The 16,588-nt window shown below is 47.8% G+C and carries 11 protein-coding genes, 2 pseudogenes and 1 CRISPR repeat array; of the genes and pseudogenes, 8 read left to right on the forward strand and 5 right to left on the reverse strand.

Annotated features, from left to right (window positions below):
- Positions 1-2: 2 nt before the first annotated feature.
- Positions 3-1,355, reverse strand: a complete 1,353-nt coding sequence (locus PYCH_RS00135; RefSeq protein ID WP_013904796.1) for an RsmB/NOP family class I SAM-dependent RNA methyltransferase — start codon at positions 1,353-1,355, stop codon at positions 3-5.
- An 88-nt stretch (positions 1,356-1,443) separates the two neighbouring features.
- Here PYCH_RS00135 and PYCH_RS00140 point away from each other — a divergent pair, with 88 nt between their 5' ends.
- Together PYCH_RS00140 and PYCH_RS00145 are read left to right on the forward strand one after the other, a co-directional pair.
- On the forward strand, positions 1,444-2,073 hold the full coding sequence (locus PYCH_RS00140) for a ZPR1 zinc finger domain-containing protein (RefSeq protein ID WP_013904797.1): 630 nt from the start codon (positions 1,444-1,446) through the stop codon (positions 2,071-2,073).
- Positions 2,074-2,150: 77 nt separating this feature from the next.
- Positions 2,151-2,966 carry a hypothetical protein gene (locus PYCH_RS00145; RefSeq protein ID WP_013904798.1) on the forward strand — a complete coding sequence of 272 codons (816 nt, stop codon included), beginning with the start codon at positions 2,151-2,153 and terminating at the stop codon, positions 2,964-2,966.
- On the opposite strand, the gene PYCH_RS00150 is transcribed toward PYCH_RS00145, so the two are convergent.
- Together PYCH_RS00150 and PYCH_RS00155 are read right to left on the reverse strand one after the other, a co-directional pair.
- The gene (locus PYCH_RS00150) at positions 2,926-3,894 is read right to left on the reverse strand and encodes a transcription initiation factor IIB (protein ID WP_013904799.1); all 969 of its coding nucleotides are present in this window, start codon (positions 3,892-3,894) and stop codon (positions 2,926-2,928) included. The two genes, PYCH_RS00145 and PYCH_RS00150, sit on opposite strands and share 41 nt — an antisense overlap.
- Before the next feature lie 147 nt (positions 3,895-4,041).
- Positions 4,042-5,508, reverse strand: coding sequence for a hypothetical protein (locus tag PYCH_RS00155; RefSeq protein ID WP_013904800.1), 1,467 nt, complete (start codon positions 5,506-5,508; stop codon positions 4,042-4,044).
- Positions 5,509-5,605: 97 nt separating this feature from the next.
- On the opposite strand from PYCH_RS00155, the gene PYCH_RS00160 reads away from it, so the two are divergent.
- The 3 genes from PYCH_RS00160 (at position 5,606) to PYCH_RS09715 (ending at position 11,655) form a co-directional block, all read left to right on the forward strand.
- Positions 5,606-7,237: a DUF2357 domain-containing protein gene (locus PYCH_RS00160; protein WP_013904801.1), complete on the forward strand. Its 1,632-nt coding sequence runs from the start codon at positions 5,606-5,608 to the stop codon at positions 7,235-7,237.
- Positions 7,221-9,155: an McrB family protein gene (locus PYCH_RS00165; RefSeq protein ID WP_237698671.1), complete on the forward strand. Its 1,935-nt coding sequence runs from the start codon at positions 7,221-7,223 to the stop codon at positions 9,153-9,155. Before PYCH_RS00160 ends, PYCH_RS00165 begins: the two co-directional genes overlap by 17 nt.
- A 512-nt stretch (positions 9,156-9,667) precedes the next feature.
- A CRISPR array of direct repeats spans positions 9,668-11,322; the repeat unit is 29 nt; unit sequence GTTTCCGTAGAACGTAATCGTGTGGAAAG.
- A gap of 45 nt (positions 11,323-11,367) precedes the next feature.
- A complete protein-coding gene (locus PYCH_RS09715; protein ID WP_048058119.1) occupies positions 11,368-11,655 on the forward strand; it encodes an alpha-crystallin domain-containing protein in 288 nt (95 codons plus the stop codon).
- Between the two features lie 492 nt (positions 11,656-12,147).
- Here PYCH_RS09715 and PYCH_RS00175 read toward each other — a convergent pair.
- Both PYCH_RS00175 and tnpA read right to left on the reverse strand, forming a co-directional pair.
- Positions 12,148-13,458: pseudogene (locus tag PYCH_RS00175) on the reverse strand (RNA-guided endonuclease InsQ/TnpB family protein); the annotation flags it as partial.
- Positions 13,446-13,754: pseudogene (tnpA, locus tag PYCH_RS00180) on the reverse strand (IS200/IS605 family transposase); the annotation flags it as partial. The pseudogenes PYCH_RS00175 and tnpA, both read right to left, overlap by 13 nt.
- Before the next feature lie 176 nt (positions 13,755-13,930).
- On the opposite strand from tnpA, the gene PYCH_RS00185 reads away from it, so the two are divergent.
- From PYCH_RS00185 to PYCH_RS00195, 3 genes are read left to right on the forward strand one after another with little or no spacing between them, the layout of a single operon-like run.
- Positions 13,931-14,983: a hydroxymethylglutaryl-CoA synthase gene (locus PYCH_RS00185; protein WP_013904812.1), complete on the forward strand. Its 1,053-nt coding sequence runs from the start codon at positions 13,931-13,933 to the stop codon at positions 14,981-14,983.
- Between the two features lie 10 nt (positions 14,984-14,993).
- Positions 14,994-16,151 carry a thiolase domain-containing protein gene (locus PYCH_RS00190; protein WP_013904813.1) on the forward strand — a complete coding sequence of 386 codons (1,158 nt, stop codon included), beginning with the start codon at positions 14,994-14,996 and terminating at the stop codon, positions 16,149-16,151.
- Positions 16,152-16,153: 2 nt separating this feature from the next.
- Positions 16,154-16,558 (forward strand): Zn-ribbon domain-containing OB-fold protein, encoded by a 405-nt coding sequence (locus PYCH_RS00195; RefSeq protein WP_013904814.1) that lies wholly within the window; start codon positions 16,154-16,156, stop codon positions 16,556-16,558.
- The last annotated feature ends 30 nt before the right edge of the window (positions 16,559-16,588 follow it).

Below are 16,588 nucleotides of genomic sequence, written 5' to 3' on the forward strand. Positions count from 1 at the left end.
TTTCATTCTTTTCTCAGTTTTGCTATGAAGAAGCTGTTGCAGTCGTGCCTGTGGGTCCACGTTCTAAAAACCCTTTCGCCGATTTCAAGGAAGCCTCTGTCACCCCAGTTAAAGGGATGTTTTATGAGGGCAAAGCCTCTCTCGAGGGCGAAGAGAACGTTCTCCTCGTTCTCGTCTATCCTTATCGAACAGGTCGAATACGTCATTTCACCATCGGCGCGTAGGTTCTCGTAGGCGTTGAGGAGCATGTTCCTCTGGACGCTTATCACGCGTTTGATTTTGTTCTCGTCGAAGCGCCACTTGACTTCTGGGAACTGCCTGTAGGTGCCTGAGGAGGAGCAGGGAGCGTCGAGGATGATCTTGTCGAAATCCCTCTCATCTTTAAAGTTCTGGCCGTCCGCGTGGACGAGCCTGACATTCTTGACGCCTAGCCTTTTCATTCGCTCTTTCATCTTTATTAGTCTCTCGTAGGAGTAATCCACGGCCACTATTTCACCTTTGTTCTCCATAAGGGCGGCGGCATGGAAGGTCTTGCTTCCTGGTGCCGCTGCAAGGTCGAGAACCCTCTCGCCGGGCTCAGGTTTTAGAACATGGGCCACGTAGGCGCTGGCGAGGTCCTGAATCACGAAGTATCCCCTCTTATACCATTCCAGCCTCGTCACGGGCGTCTCGTAGTCGAGAACCTTTAGGACGTCGTCCACAGGCGTGTATGCAACCCTAACGCCATTCTCCTCAAGGTATTTCTTGACCTTATCTACGTCCGCCTTTAGCGTGTTCACCCTGATGTAGTAGCGTTGTGGTCTTAGGTTGCTAAGCAATAATCGGACGGCCTCATCGTAGCCGAGGAGGTTGATTACATATTCAACGTACCAGCGGGGATGAGAGAAGCGGACGGATAACCACTCGACCCTGTCTTTCTCTTTTAGCTTCTTCAGAGCCCTTTCTACGTCAAATTTCTCAACTTCCCTGAGGATGGCGTTCACGAATTTGGCTTTTGCCAAGTCAAAGCGCTCTTTGACGACCCTCACGATGGAATCCGTCGCTATCGCCGGATTCACGCCCTTGAACTTCATCTCGAACGTTCCAATGCGAAGGAGGTTCGCCAGATAGGGGTCAAGGTCATCAACCTTTGACCCCCTCAGGACGGAGTTTATTATGAAGTCTATCTTGGCTCGCCATTTCTCGATCTCGAAGACGTAAGCGTGTGCAATTCCTCTTGCCTTCTCCCTGTCCCTTCCTTCGACTTTGGAGAATATCCTCTCGAGGGCATGCTTCGATGAGAGCTCCCTCTCCTCAACGAGCGTGAGAGCGTCTGCCACTATCTCCTGCAGGCTCACCCGGTAGAACAGCTCCATGCTCGGCCCTTCTCTCTGTTGTTTAAAAGGCTTTGCATGCCTATTTATTTATAAACCATAATTTTCGGATTATAGGCAGGTGGTATGAATGGGAGAGCTTAAACCCGAGATGATTCAAGAGCTTAGGCTTGGCGACTGTCCGATATGTGGCGGAAAGGGGACGCTTAAGGCTATCCAGCTTATCCACAGGATTCCTTACTTTGGCGAGGTTATGGAGAGCACCGTGATATGCGAGAAGTGTGGCTACAAAAGCGCCGACGTCATGATACTCGAGGAGAGGGAGCCAAGACTCTATGAGGTCAGGGTTGAGGAGGAGAGGGACCTTTTCACGCGCGTCGTTAGAAGCAAGAGCGGAACCATAGAGCTCGTTGAGCTGGGCGTGAAAATAGAGCCGGGCCCAGCCTCAGAGGGCTTCGTCAGCAACGTTGAAGGTGTTCTGGAGAGGGTTAAGGAGGTCCTCCTGATGGCGAGGGACTTCAAGGAGCAGGAGGAAGACGAGGATGCCGTGAAGAGGATAGATGAGCTGTTGGCCTACATAGAGGACGTCAGAGAGGGCAAAAAGCCTCTGACGGTTAAGGTAATGGACCCCTTTGGAAACAGTGCCCTCATAGGCGAAAAAGTGAGGAGCAGGCTACTGACGAAGGAGGAAATAAAGAGCTTGAGCACAGGGCCTTACGTCGTCATCGAGCCTGAAGAAGCCACTTCCAGAGATGAATGATGCTGATCACCCTCCTCACTTAAAGGAGCATAAGCTTTAAATAAAGCAGTCCTCTACTACTAACCCGGGGAGTTCTCGTGATACTCGGAGGAATGTTAAAGTTAAAACGTATAAAGGGCATAACCCACGGGAGCCACATAGACACGGTTTATCCGGACCCTCTTTGGGTCGTGAGCTGGCTCATGAGAAAGCTGAACGAGGAGAACCCGGAATACAGAACCGTAAAAGCCGAGCTGAGGCAGGGAAGACTCTTTCCCCGCACCAAAACCGTCGATGTAAGGATATACGACCTGCCCTTTGGCGACGACGTTCTCATGAGGACTGTCGTGATGGAAGATCCGGAGCCCCGCCTCGTTACGGCGTTTCCAGTTCTGATGGCAGAGACGAGCAGTCAGTTCCGGGTAGAGAGGGTCTTTGAGTGGGCTAATGGGCTGGAGGGCAATATCGCTGGTGAGGTTCTCGGGGAGGTAAAGCCGAGCGTGAGTTTTTTCGCGGTTGATTATGTCGAGAGAAAGGCCGACTATCTAAGGGTTGAGACTGACGAAGTAAGGCTGGCGTTCCTTGCTTACGGGGCCAGAGCTGGGCCTCCTGGGGATAACTTTGAGGTAGAATTACCCGATGCCGGACCTATAAAAGTTAACCTTGAGGAGGCTGAACTACTCCTGCCTGTGCCCCTCAGCGGTGCATTCATGGACGATTACATGATAACGGGAAAAGTGCTTGGGGTGAGATCAAGTAGGACGCTCTATGGCGATGGCTACCTAATTCGGCTGAAGAACCTTCCGCTGAGGGAGATAGATTTATTCGTCCTCAGGGAACATCTGAAGGGAGAGGTAAAAGAGGAGGAGATGCTCACGGCTGTTGGGTGGCTTCAGGGGGAACTTCTGCTTTAGCTATGTTGGTTATGAAAGCTGAGGGTAGTTTAAGTCCAAGTTTTTCTACTAGTTCTTTGTATCTGTTTCTTACGGTTACTTCTGTTACTCTTGCTATTTCGGCGACTTCTCTTTGGGTTCTTTTTTCTCCTTCGAGGAGGGAGGCGATGTAGAGGGCTGCTGCTACTAAACCAGCGGGGCTTTTCCCGCTTGTCAATCCCTTCCTATAAGCTTCTTCCAAAATTTCCACGGCTTTTCTTCTAACCTTTTCACTCAAGCCTAGTTCATCGGCAAACTTGTTCACGTAATCCGTGGGTTTCACGAATAATTTCTTGGGTGTGAGGTTTAAATTGCGGGCTATGAAGCGATAACTTCTCCCAATTTCCTTCTTATCAACTCTTGAGATGTCGCTGATTTCGTCGAGGGTTCTTGGGACTTTTAGGAGCCTGCAGGCGGCGTAAACGCAAGCTGCAATAACACTCTCAATTGAGCGGCCCCTAATAAGCCCCCTCCTAACAGCCTCCCTATAAAGCCTAGCCGCCTCCTCCTCAACATGCTTCGGAAGCTTAAGCTGGGCCGTAATCCTATCAAGCTCACTAAGAGCAAAAGCAAGATTACGCTCCGCAGCATCACTAACCCTCAAACGAGACTGCCACCTCCTAAGCCTATACATCTTCTCCCTCATCAAACCCGTGAGAGAGCGATCTATGCCTATGTCCGTGGAGAGACCCTTATCATGAAGAAGAATACTCTCAGGAGCTCCAATTCTGGAGCGTTTTTTCCACTGGTTGCTGTCAAAAATCCGATAATCGGGACGTAGGTCGATAATGTTCTCCTGTATTATTTCTCCACAGTTTTGGCAGTATATTTCTCCGCGATAGGGATCGTAGACGAGGTTTGTCGAGCCGCAGTTGGGGCAGGTGTGGGAGATTTTAGAATTGGTAAACATTCTCACTCACCTCATAATTATGATGATCTCGTAATATTTCGTGGTTCCCCATTGTGTAATATAATCATAAATGTTTATAAGTTTTGCTGTTGGGTTGAGCAATAAAATGTGTTGGAGTATTGTGCTCAAAAGAAAATGGGGAGCAGTTTAGAGTGGCTCTTCCAGTATCATTTCCTCCAGGATGTCCTTTATCTTTTTTCCGTGGAATAGCTCAAGTATTCTGATTAATGGTTTTGGGAATGTTGTTGTGAACACTTCTGATGGTCTGGTAAATGCGGACAATATATCTCCTCCATCACTGTTTCTCCTGACCAGATAGTGAACAAATAGTTCCAGACCCTTGACAATTGCTAGGGTCTCGAGGGTAGTTTCGTCAATGTACCCAGCTTTAAGCTTTGATTCGGCTTCAAGAACTTCTTTTTCCGTAAGATTGAGCGTCTTCCAGTAGGCTTCTTTAATTCGTTTCTTTAGCTCTTCGATATTTTTGTCAATTTCGTCCCGCTTTGCCTTCTTTCTTAGCCTTATCCCATTTATTCTTAGTTCGTCCTTTGAGAACGTCATCTTGAATAGGGGTAGGGGATAGTCTTCGAACAAGTAGGGTAAGAGCTTCGGGGTGAAAGTTAGCTTTTCTGGGCTCGCTCTGAAGAGAACCTCTATCTCCTTGTCAAACTTGTGGCAGAAGATGTCTTTATAGTCCTCGAGGGTTATACTTTCTCCTGATGCCAGCTTGGCCTTAATCTTCTCTATGACGTGAGGACACTCAACGAACGCTTCGAATCCTAGTTTTCTATGGAATTTAAGGATTGTTTCTGGCGGGAATTCTTGGACAACCCTTACTGGATACTCAAATACGACGTGGTCAATGTCGAGGGTGTTGACTTCACAGCCAAATTTTAGGAACACTTCATCGTTTTCTTTGAAAATGCCTGCATATGTGTAGAAGAAGGCTTCGGGTGTCTTAAAGTCGCTAGTTATGTTCTTTTCGAACAAGAGATCCACGATTTCTTCTGGGATATTCTCTTTGGAGGCATGGGTTTTCACAAGATGCTTTAGGAAGTGGTGGATATGCTTGAGATCGGAGGGGTTTATTTGTTCCTCGTGTTCGTAAATTATTACGAATTTTCTCCCTTTTTCGTCCTCATTGAATGTTCTCCTTTCTTTTATTTTCTCTAGTCTGTTCAGGGCATTTTTAATTGTTTCATATGCTCTTTGAGTTATAATGCCATCTTTTTTCAGAGTTTCGATGAGATCCTGAGTTGCTGTAATCAGGAGTTTTCTTAGAATTGCGGAGGGGGATGTCTCATATTTAAGTGCTAGGGCTTGGAGTTTTATCCACGAGGGAAATGATATTCGGAGGGGTACCGTCTTAGGTACGAGCTTTTTCTCAAGTTCTTTGAGGTAATCTTTTTTCGCTGCCTCGAGAAGCTCTTTCGCTTCTGCGAACATTCCTTTTTTCGCGAGTTCTGCGCTGATCTCTTTGACTTTTTCCTTTTCAATGAATTTTGCCTTTTTCTCTTTAAAATCATAGTAGGGAACTTTTTCGGTGAGGGCTGCCATATATTCTAGGTCTTCCATTTTCTTGTAATTTAATGATGTTATGTTTATGTATTTCATCTGGCTCACCGGTGCGTAATTTAAGAGTAAAGTATTTAAAGCTTTGCTGGAAATTGATTGTTGGGATCGGCGAATTCTACGGGAAGAGGGGACGTATATGGAGGTCCCAATAAACGGTGAAGATGGGTACTGGCTAGTTGGGGAGGATTTGATAACTTATGAAGGACGGCTTTACCTTTTTGAGTGGGCTGAGTATTGGGTTGTGGGAGAAAGACCGTTCATAGTCAAGGCTGGAGGGGAGGAGGTTGTATCAAGGAAGATTAAAGAAAACGCGTATGTTGCGCAGTTTTCGTTTAGGAATTATGTTGGGAGAGCTCGCGTTGAGGTGATTGAAGAGAAGGGGAGGAAGATTTTTAGAGATGTCGAGGTGCTTTCGCGTAAGATACTCCAAATATACGGCATAAAAAAGGATGAAGAGGACATAAAAGCCATTATAGAGGTTCATAGAAGATTTTACGAGACCATTGTTAACGATATAATCAAGATTTCATCCTTGTTGCCATTTTCTGTCAGAGCTCCTACTGGATTTGGAGTTGTTGAATCGGGGGAGCCTATGAGCGAGCTTTTTGCATATCATTATCTGCGTTCGAATAAGGAGAGGATTCTTGAGGCTTTTGAGACGATGCTGAGGCACATCAAGAGGAAGCTTGTTGTCGAGGAGGATTGGCTTGGGCTTGAAGATGTGAGTGAGGTAACATCAGAGACTTTCTTTTCCATCGTTCAATACCCAGAACATCTGGTTTCAGTGGGGGAGGGGGTTTTATTGTCCGAGTACCTTAGGGGGCACGTTCCTATGAGGGTTCTTAGTTTTAGGAAATATGAGAGCGTTGATACACCGGAAAATCGTTTTGTCAAGTATTTTCTCAACCTACTTGTGGAGTGGAGTGAGCGTGTCATTGGGGTCTTTGGGGATAGAGCTGAGGTCAATGCTATTGAGGAACTCTTGAGAGAGTTTGAATTCATAAGGAGCAATGGAGTTTGGGAAGAGATTGGTGAGATGAAGTTCTTTCCTTACACTTCACAGGCGCTTTTGAAGGGCGTTGGCTACCGCGACCTGCTTGAGCTTTACAGGGAGTTCACGGCGTATTCGCCTTTCTTCGAGGAGCTGCAGGGGGCGATAGACAATAAGGATATAGCGAAACTTTACGAGTACTGGGCCTTCTTTAGGCTGGTCGAGGAGCTTGGAGAAATTCTCGGAAGTAAAGAGCTCAAAATCGTAATTACTCCGGGGGGCGAGCTACCCGAAAGCGGAGACGTTTATGCGGAGTTTGATAATGGTTGGAGGCTTTATTACAATAAGGAGCTAGTTCCAAAAAGGTGGAGCTACTCTGTAACCATGAGGCCAGACTTTTCGCTTTTTGATGGGGATCCAGATAGAGCGGGAACTAGACTCATTGGAGTCTTCGATGCGAAGTTCAAGCTTGATGTCGTTGATGAGCCCAAAGAAATGGAAAGCTTTGATGAAGAAGTCGAAGCTTTGGAGAGAGAGTGGAATTATTGGACATGGGCAAAGCTGGAGGATATATACAAGATGCACACATATAGGGATGCATTGGGGTGCAGGTTTGCGGTGGTGGTTTATCCCGGAGATGTGAGTGTGTTTTTCAAAACGAGGGGAAGGAAGCTCACTGATTTCGATTTAGCAACTCTAATCCTGCTTGACGACTTTGAGGGAGTCGGGTATCTAAAACTTCGGCCTGAGGTGGTAGAAAATGATGGTTTCGGATAGTGGGATACTTGAGCTAGCGAACATAATTCAAAGCTTAAAAGAGAAGTACAAGGACGAATGGAAAAAGTATGAAAAAGAGGCCCTAAGTAAATTCGAGGAATTGTCCAAATATATCTTCAAAGATAATCCTCCGATCGAAGAGATAATGAAACTAATAAATGGCTTACCTCCAAAAATCAGAGCTATGCTCTACTTTATGCATGCATACAAAAAGGAAGACATAACCGAAAAATTCAAACGCATGTTCTCAGATCAAAAAGATCAAAAATTCAGAAAAGTCCTTAAAGATGTAGAAGATAAGAAGGATATAAAGTCCCTAGACTTGAAAGAGTTAAAGGAGAATATCAGAGAGATAGATATCTCGGATGTTGGACTGTCAATAATAAGTACTTGGTTAACTGTTGTCAATCCATACTTGTTCATTCCAGTTCATAAAGGAGTAATTTCGGATAAATTTAATTCTCTTTTAGAAAGGTTGTTTGGATTTAAATTGGTATGGGGGAGGGGAGGATGGAAGGATTACGTGAACAACTACTTAAAATTCGTTCAGATAGTAAATAAAGTTAAGAACGAACTAAATGTTGAGACAACGCTTGAATTGGCATTTTATTTGAGCAAATTTTCCACGGAAGAGCTAGGAGTTATGTCTAGCAAAAATATCTCGTCTCAGGAGTTTACATTACATAATTATCTCATCTTAAGGGGCTACCTTTATCCATCTCATCTAGTTGCCCAGTTCTATGTTGCCCTTAAGACCAAGGGCTTTGTAATCCTCTCGGGTCTCACGGGGGCAGGGAAGACAAAAATAGTTCAGGAGCTCGCAGAACTTCTTAATTCGAGTGGAGAAAACTTCCTCTTCCTATCTGTTCGCCCGGATTGGAGGGATTCAAAGGCTCTCCTAGGCTATTATAACCCCCTAACTGGCAGGTATCATCGAACAAAGCTCCTTGACTTTATTCTCAAAGCCAAAGAGGACTACGAGCGCAATGGAAGAAATGCAGTGCCCTACTTCATTCTTCTCGACGAGATGAATCTTGCTCACGTTGAGTACTACTTTGCGGACTTCCTCAGCGTCCTTGAGAGTGGGAGGGATGAGGGTGGATTCACGAGGGAGGGTATTAAGCTTCATGACGTTGACGAGGTTGAGACCTTCGATGGAATCCCCAAAGAGCTCCACCTTCCACCAAACCTCTATGTCATCGGGACGGTGAACATGGACGAAACAACTTATGCCTTTAGTCCGAAAGTTCTCGACAGGGCATTTACAATTGAGTTCCACGATGTCAAGCTTGAAGATTACCCGCCAAGGAAAATCGAATTATCGCGGAAAGAAATTGAAGAGTTGAGGAGTGCTATCCTAAAAGACCTCAGGAGGGGCGGGAAGTTCCTCGCTTGGACAAAGGAGGAGACTAATGAGGCCGTCAGAGAATTAAGAGAGGGATACGAGGGGTTGTGGAATGCGTTGAGGAAGCTCAATGAGGTTCTTGAACCATACGATCTGCACTTCGGCTACCGCGTGATCGACGAGATAGCCCTCTTCTTCAGGAGTGCCAGGGAGAGTCAGGAGCTGGGCATTGTTAAATTTGGGGACGATGACGAAATATTTGATCTCGCTCTCCTAATGAAAGTCCTTCCAAAGTTCCATGGGAACAGGAAGAAGCTTGAAGGACCTCTAAAAGAAGTTCTGAAGCTTTGCATGAAAGAAAATGAACAAATAATCGTAAAGTTCAGGAAAAATGGCGAGGAAGAGGTAGTAAAATTGCCGGATGAAATTGACAGGCTCGATGGCAATGTCATTGTTACAATGATCACCAACTGGAGCGAATATGAGAAGCATTTCCGCTTCAAGCACACGGCTAAAAAAGTTCTGCGCATGCTTCGCCAGCTCTACGAGATAGGCTTCGCAAGCTTTAGTTGATGATTGGCCATCGTGCTACCAAAGACGAAAAATCCAAACCCCGACTTTTTTTTAGTGTTTTTATTCCCCAATCATCTTCAAAATTTCATATTATGGCGAGAAAACTAACATTTTTGGATACTATCTGCTTTCGATGGTTTTCATTTTCGGTTTACCATTTTAGTGGTAATTTCTTGCCAGATGCGTTCATTTGACAGTGGAGGTAGCTTCCGCCCGCTCTGGCGGTTAGAGGAGCAAACAATTGAGTTTGAAGGGTCTAAGAGATTAGTCAATTCCCTATTTTTGATTTAAATTGCGAGTTCGAGCTTATTTTTGGCCATTTGGTTTTCGATTTCCTAAAATCCAAAATCAAGCATTCTATCAGGATTATTAGTGAAATTTAGAACTATGCAAGCTTTTTCATTTTCAGGCCAGATTTATAAATGAAGTGCAGTGCTACCGGTTCCAAGAAAAAACTTTAAATACCAGCTCCGAGATATCATTACTTGAAGAACAAAGGGAATACGCCAAGGGTTTCCGTAGAACGTAATCGTGTGGAAAGAATTTGTCAATACTCCATGTCATAGCCCTCACCACCGTGTTTCCGTAGAACGTAATCGTGTGGAAAGTGTAACTATTGAAGAATTCAACGAAGCTATTAATGAAGTTTCCGTAGAACGTAATCGTGTGGAAAGTTCTCTTCGCCTCTTCCCACAACCCCCATCCCATTAATGTTTCCGTAGAACGTAATCGTGTGGAAAGGTGGATATGTGGGAGGAGGATGGTGCCCTTATCGTGTTTCCGTAGAACGTAATCGTGTGGAAAGAGATTGCACCAACAGGTTATCGCATTACTACAGGTGGTTTCCGTAGAACGTAATCGTGTGGAAAGTTCATGGTCATCACCCTAATAAATAACAGCGTAACCCTCCCGTTTCCGTAGAACGTAATCGTGTGGAAAGGCTGACTTTCTTGTTGTAGCAGTTGCTGAAGAGGTCGCGTTTCCGTAGAACGTAATCGTGTGGAAAGTGTACGGTGTCAGCATGGTCTTCGTCATGGTCTTCTTCGGTGTGTTTCCGTAGAACGTAATCGTGTGGAAAGCCACTCCCACCACCCCCACGCATAATAAAAGAACAGGAATGTTTCCGTAGAACGTAATCGTGTGGAAAGCTGCTGATGGAAAAACATTCTACATCTGGCCTGAGGGTTTCCGTAGAACGTAACCGTGTGGAAAGCTCTTCAACAAGCGAATACACTTCAAGGACAAGATCGTCATGTTTCCGTAGAACGTAATCGTGTGGAAAGCGACATTCCCCAGCCCTTCGAGGATATCGTCGATTGATGTTTCCGTAGAACGTAATCGTGTGGAAAGGGGCGCGTGCTCGTGCCCTCGCCTGCCAGCCGGCAACTGGGTTTCCGTAGAACGTAATCGTGTGGAAAGTCCACGCGGCCGCTAGCTTCTTCCTCTCCTCCATCCTCGTTTCCGTAGAACGTAATCGTGTGGAAAGTCTCAAGCACATCTGCTTCTAGCAAATAGTCTGGAAAGTGTTTCCGTAGAACGTAATCGTGTGGAAAGCTTCATAAAGCAGTACTGGAGCCCAGGGGCATTCTCGTTTCCGTAGAACGTAATCGTGTGGAAAGGTGTTTTTATCCATAAATCTGTCCCAAGGTCTACGTCAGTTTCCGTAGAACGTAATCGTGTGGAAAGTGGAGCTCCGGAGGGAGGGGTTCCGTGTGGAGCCCCTCCCGGTTTCCGTAGAACGTAATCGTGTGGAAAGTAACCTGGGCAAGCTTTGTGCTGTCGTTCATACACACCGTTTCCGTAGAACGTAATCGTGTGGAAAGAGTTCCTCCCGACCTTGCAGAGGGAAAAGGGATTCTATGTTTCCGTAGAACGTAATCGTGTGGAAAGCCTCCCGGTGAGTTCTACACTGTACCTTAGGGAGATGATTTCGTTTCCGTAGAACGTAATCGTGTGGAAAGATTTCAACGCCCGCATTTGTACCTGGCGAACCTTGACGTTTCCGTAGAACGTAATCGTGTGGAAAGTTGCATAACGAAGAATCCTCTCGACTTCGTCTGGGAGAGCATATGTTTCCGTAGAACGTAATCGTGTGGAAACTGATAGAGCTCTTTTAGTTGCCTCTGGATCTCTCTGAAGTTTCCGTAGAACGTAGTCGTGTGGAAAGGAACTTAATGCGCCATTAGCTTTAGAGTTTCCGCTGAGGGAGATTGTGTGCGGCTTTGTGTTTTTGGAACGGGATTTTGTGGGGTTCGAAAAGCCAGGACTTTGCGGTATTGGCTACGTGGCCCGAGTGGTGGTCTCTGCTTATGGTAAACCCTCCTTCCAAAACTCTGCTCTTGTCAAGCTCACTATCGAGGTAGCCAACCTAACACCGAAAGATGTTTCTATAAATTTCGGTGGATATACATCAGGGGTGCTGTCCTTCAGGAAAGAGGGAAGCATCGAGGTGTATGCTGTGGAGATATTCTTTCCACACAGCGCCCTGTCGAGGTTCTAAGCGTTTCCTACTCGGAGTCCATAAAGGATTCTCAGGTGCTCTCTCAGGTGGATGGAGGGTCGTGAAGTTTGGTGTCGTCAATGTTGAAAAAAATCGAGGATGTCAAAACGGTTCTCCTTGCTGAGCCTTTAAATAGGACGATACCGCCGGGGGGAAGAGGGTACTCGTTGTCCACATCTCCATTGATGGTAGGATAAAGTGGCCTCTACTTCAAGCCCAAGATACTTCTGCAAATTGGAGACAAAGTTATGGCTGTTCTGGGCCAGTCATTTGTCTTCGTGAGGGTGCCCGAGCCTTGCGGAGAACCATAAGGATTTTTCAGGTCAGTTAGTCGTTTCCTCGTTTTGGTGTTTTTAACCATTAGTTTACGAAGTATTTTGGGGTGTGTATTACATCCAAATTAAGAAAAGCTTCCTGGGGTGAGAGAGTGAACTCCCGTAGGTTTGTGTTGCTGACCTCCTCCCCGCCCTGAAGGGCGAGGGTTCCAACGAATTAACCCCTCGCCATTGGCGGGAAGGTTTGAGGGGGTCTCATCAGGGGACCCACTAAAACGGGTTCTTCGAACCCCTCGGGGAGGGTCTTCCCCCCGTTACCCCTCCCTTGGGCGTAAAGACCACCCAAGTTCGGGGTTATGGTTCTCGCCACCTTCTTTAAAATGTTGAACGCTCCAACCAAGTCCGCGTTAAAGACAAGCCCCGTCGCGGGACACGCAAAAAGACCACGAACAAAGCGCGCCCCATCGTGGGGCTTCCCGCAAACGGGGCAGGTTTTAGAAGTGAAAGCCTCATTCACAACCACAACAGAGATACCATACTCCTCCGCAACTTCCTTCAAGCGTTTGATGACGTAATTAAACCGCCACACGTGGGAGAGGAGGAAATTCCGCTTTCTGCCCTTATCAGAGTTCCTGGCAATGCCCTTCGGATAACCAACGACAATCCTTGAGACCCCGAGTTCGTAAAGCCTTCTAACCGTTTGCCTGACTGCAGTGTTAATGTAGTGTTTAGCCTGAAGTTTGGCTTTTTGATGCATTCTCTTAAGTTTTCTGCTCATTTTGACCCCGGACTTGTTGAGTTTTGACTGGTAATTGGCAATTTTTCTCCTCCAGTAGAAATCAATGCTCTTCAAGGGTCTTCCATTGACCAGAAAGCTTTCTCCATTCTCCACGTAGACCGCCATTAAGTTGTTCACTCCAAGGTCAATTCCGGCGGAAAGGTTACCTAATGGTTCTTTTGGGATTTTAACCCATTCCCCGCCCTCAAGTTTCTCCTCAACGGTAAAGCTCACGTGAGCGTACCACTTCCGCTTTACGGGGTCGAAGGTTATCTCCAATCTCCCTTGTTTCCCATTCAAGTGTATCCTGCCCTTAAACTGGACTTCGAGTTTTTTGAACTTTCCAAGGCCTTTGAGGATTAGTTTGTTGCCTTCAATCCGATACTGGTCGTTCCTGAGGATTATTATCGGTTTTCTCTTCCCGTCTTCCTTGAGGTAGTTTGGTGGTTTTGGCTTGAGCCAGGAGGGTAGCTCTCCATTCCTCTTTTTCCGAAGGAGGGAGAAGAATGAACGCCACGCTTCAGCATTCTTCCGGCAGATTTGTTGGACTGTGGCAGAACCGATTTCCCTCTTAAACTCCTCATAAACAGTCTTCTCTGTTGAATTGAAGTCTACGATTTGCTCTTGGAAGTATTGTTGTCGTCTGAGATAGTTCACTCTGTTCCAGACTTTTGCTCCTAAGTCTGCTAACTCGAAAAGAGTTTTTTCTTGCTCCTTTGAGGGCTGGAGTTTAACCGTTACGCTCCTCTTCGTTTTAACTCACGCTCCCATTGGGTTTCAACGTAGTGCTTAACAATCTCGTCCGTCACGTAGCCGACTGTGGCGACAAAATAGGAGCGTGACCACAAGCGACCGTTGGTCGTCTTTGTTCTTAATTTAGGGAACTCTTGGAGGAGTTTTCTTGCTGTCTTGCCTTTCAGGTGGTTGATTATTTTGGTTGGTGAAAGGTTTGGCTTTGCCCTGAGGAAGACGTGCACGTGGTCGGGCATTACTTCGATGGCAATGACTTCGCAATCTATTTCCTCGGCGTACTCTTTGAGCATTTCACTTGAAAAGGAAATGCACAAAGGAATTCAAGAGAAAAAGGAGGTCCGCCCTTCCCACAAGGCCCGAGCATTGGTCCAAATTGTTGTCCGTTAATCGTCGAAAATTCCTTTAACTTTCACCGAAAGCCTTTTAATAGGGCCCCTTCTAGGGTGAATGACCGTCAGAGGTGATGCTCATGGGGAAGCTTATGAAGCCAATCAGGGATGTTGGAATCGTCGGATACGGTGCCTACATTCCCATGTACCGCATACGGAACGAAGAAATTGGCAGAGTCTGGGGAGTTAATAGCTTCCCGATAGAGGAGAAGGCCGTTCCGGGCCTTGATGAGGACACAGTCACAATTGGTATCGAGGCCGCAAGAAACGCCCTGAAGAGGGCTCGCATTGAGCCGAGGCTCATAAGGGCCATCTGGTTCGGCACCGAGTCTAAGCCCTATGCCGTTAAGCCCTCGGCAACTATAATCGCGGAGGCCATCGGGGCGACGCCAGATTTAGAGGCCGCTGATTTTGAGTTCGCTTGCAAGGCCGGAACCGAGGCCCTTCAGGCGGCGATAGGATTCGTGGGCTCCGGCATGGTTGACTATGCAATGGCCATAGGAGCGGACACCGCCCAGGGAAGACCTGGTGACCACCTCGAGTTCACCGCCGGTGCCGGTGGAGCGGCCTTCATCGTAGGCAAGAAGAGCTCCGAGACCCTCGCATATTTCGAGGGAAGCTACTCCTACGTTACCGACACGCCCGACTTCTGGAGAAGGCAGCACGAGCATTACCCAAGGCACGGTAACAGGTTCACGGGCGAACCAGCATACTTCCACCACATAATAAACGCGGCCAAGGGCCTCATGGAGGAGCTAGGCTTAACCGTTGACGACTTCGACTACGCCGTCTTCCACCAGCCCAACGTTAAGTTCCCGCTCACCGTCGCCAAAATCCTCGGCATTCCGAGGGAGAAGGTTCTGCCCGGCCTCCTCACCGGGATAATCGGAAACACCTACAGCGGTGCGACGATGGTCGGTATCTCAGCTGTTTTGGATGTTGCCAAGCCGGGCGACAGAATCCTCTGGGTTTCCTTCGGCTCCGGTGCGGGAAGCGACGCCTTCAGCCTCGTCGTCCAAGACGCTATAGAGGAGAAACGCGATCTAGCTCCGAAAGTTCAGGACTACGTGAACAGGAAGAAGTACATCGACTACGCCCTCTACGCGAAGGCAAGGAGGAAGTACATTCTCTGAGGTGGTGAGCATGAAGGCCGTGATAATTGGGGTTGGAATGACTCCTGTTGGTGAGCACTGGAAGCTCTCTCTTCGTGACCTCGCCGTTGAGGCCCTCCTCAACGCCATGGAGGATGCTGGAGTCGACAGTGTAGATTCCCTCTATGTGGGCAACATGGCCTCCGGCTCCTTCGTGGAGCAGGAGAACCTTGGAGCACTCATAGCCGACTGGGCTAACCTTGGGAGCATTCCAGCCGTGAAAATCGAAGCGGCATGCGCCAGCGGCGGTGCCGCCGTCCAGGAGGGAGTCAAAGCTGTTCTGAGCGGCTTAGAGGATGTAGTGGCAGTCGTTGGTGTGGAGAAGATGACGGATGTTTGGCCGAGCGATGCCACCAGATATCTCGCCTACGCGAGCGACGCTGAGTGGGAGCTCTTCCATGGGGCCAGCTTCGTAGCCCTCAACGCCCTCATAATGCGCCACTATATGAACACCTATGGCTACACCGAGGAGGATTTAGCTTTGTTCGCAGTCAACGCTCATACCAACGGTGCCAAAAACCCCTATGCGATGTTTAAGAAGCCCATAACCGTTGAAACTGTCATGAAGAGTCCGTATATTGCCGATCCGCTCAAGCTCTTTGACGCATCCCCTGTATGCGATGGGGCGGCGGCAGTGATAATAACGACTCCAGAGAAGGCAAAGGAGCTTGGAGTTCCGAAGGAGAAGTGGGTCGAAGTGGCCGGAATGGGCCGTGCGGTTGACACTATAAATCTTGCCAACAGGGCCGATTTGCTTGACCTTAAAGCCGCCAGGGTTGCCGCTCAGAGAGCATACAAGATGGCCGGAGTTACTGCTAAGGACATCGACTTCTTCGAGGTTCACGACGCCTTCACCGTCATGGCCGCCCTCAGCTTAGAGGCTTTAGGTGCCGCGGAGAGGGGCAAGGGTGCCCAGCTCGCCAAGGAGGGACAGATAGCCATTGACGGTGACTATCCAATACAGACAATGGGTGGCCTTAAGGCTCGCGGTCATCCGGTTGGAGCTACAGGCGTTTATCAGACCGTTGAGGCTGTGCTTCAGCTCAGGGGAGAGGCACCAAACCAAGTTCCGGATGCCGAAATAGGTTTGACTCAAAATATAGGTGGGACCGGTTCGAACATAACTGTCACCGTCCTGAGGAGGGTTTGAAGATGGGGAAACCCATGCAGGTTTCCCGCTACTGGAGGCACTTCCGAGAGAAGTATCGCCTTATAGGGGGAAAGTGCGAGAACGGCCACGTTATGTTCCCTAAGAGACCGATCTGCCCAATCTGCGGTTCGAGAAACATTGAGGAGTTCCAGTTCAGCGGCAGAGGCAAAGTCATCAGCTGGACGATTGTCAGAAATCCGCCGAGCGGCTTCGAGTACTATAAGCCTTACCCGCTCGCCCTCGTCCAGCTCGAGGAGGGGCCGGTGGTTTTAGCGCAGCTCACGGACGTCGACCCTGAAGATATAAGAGAAGGCATGGAGGTTGAGATGGTAACGAGGAAGATAAGGGAATTCGACAAGGATGGGCTCATACTCTACGGCTACAAGTTCAGGCCCGTCCTGAAGTGATTTCCCTTTTTAGACCATAACCATCTCGCT

The sequence above is a fragment of the Pyrococcus yayanosii CH1 genome (genome assembly GCF_000215995.1).
Lineage (GTDB): Archaea > Methanobacteriota_B > Thermococci > Thermococcales > Thermococcaceae > Pyrococcus > Pyrococcus yayanosii.

Coding starts and splice junctions, on each gene's coding strand:
- PYCH_RS00165 (WP_237698671.1), top strand. CDS start 7,221: ATGATGGTTTCGGATAGTGGGATACTTGAGCTAGCGAACATAATTCAA.
- PYCH_RS00190 (WP_013904813.1), top strand. CDS start 14,994: ATGAAGGCCGTGATAATTGGGGTTGGAATGACTCCTGTTGGTGAGCAC.
- PYCH_RS00140 (WP_013904797.1), top strand. CDS start 1,444: ATGGGAGAGCTTAAACCCGAGATGATTCAAGAGCTTAGGCTTGGCGAC.
- PYCH_RS00150 (WP_013904799.1), bottom strand. CDS start 3,894: ATGTTTACCAATTCTAAAATCTCCCACACCTGCCCCAACTGCGGCTCG.
- PYCH_RS00185 (WP_013904812.1), top strand. CDS start 13,931: ATGGGGAAGCTTATGAAGCCAATCAGGGATGTTGGAATCGTCGGATAC.
- PYCH_RS00135 (WP_013904796.1), bottom strand. CDS start 1,355: ATGGAGCTGTTCTACCGGGTGAGCCTGCAGGAGATAGTGGCAGACGCT.
- PYCH_RS00155 (WP_013904800.1), bottom strand. CDS start 5,508: ATGAAATACATAAACATAACATCATTAAATTACAAGAAAATGGAAGAC.
- PYCH_RS00195 (WP_013904814.1), top strand. CDS start 16,154: ATGGGGAAACCCATGCAGGTTTCCCGCTACTGGAGGCACTTCCGAGAG.
- PYCH_RS00160 (WP_013904801.1), top strand. CDS start 5,606: ATGGAGGTCCCAATAAACGGTGAAGATGGGTACTGGCTAGTTGGGGAG.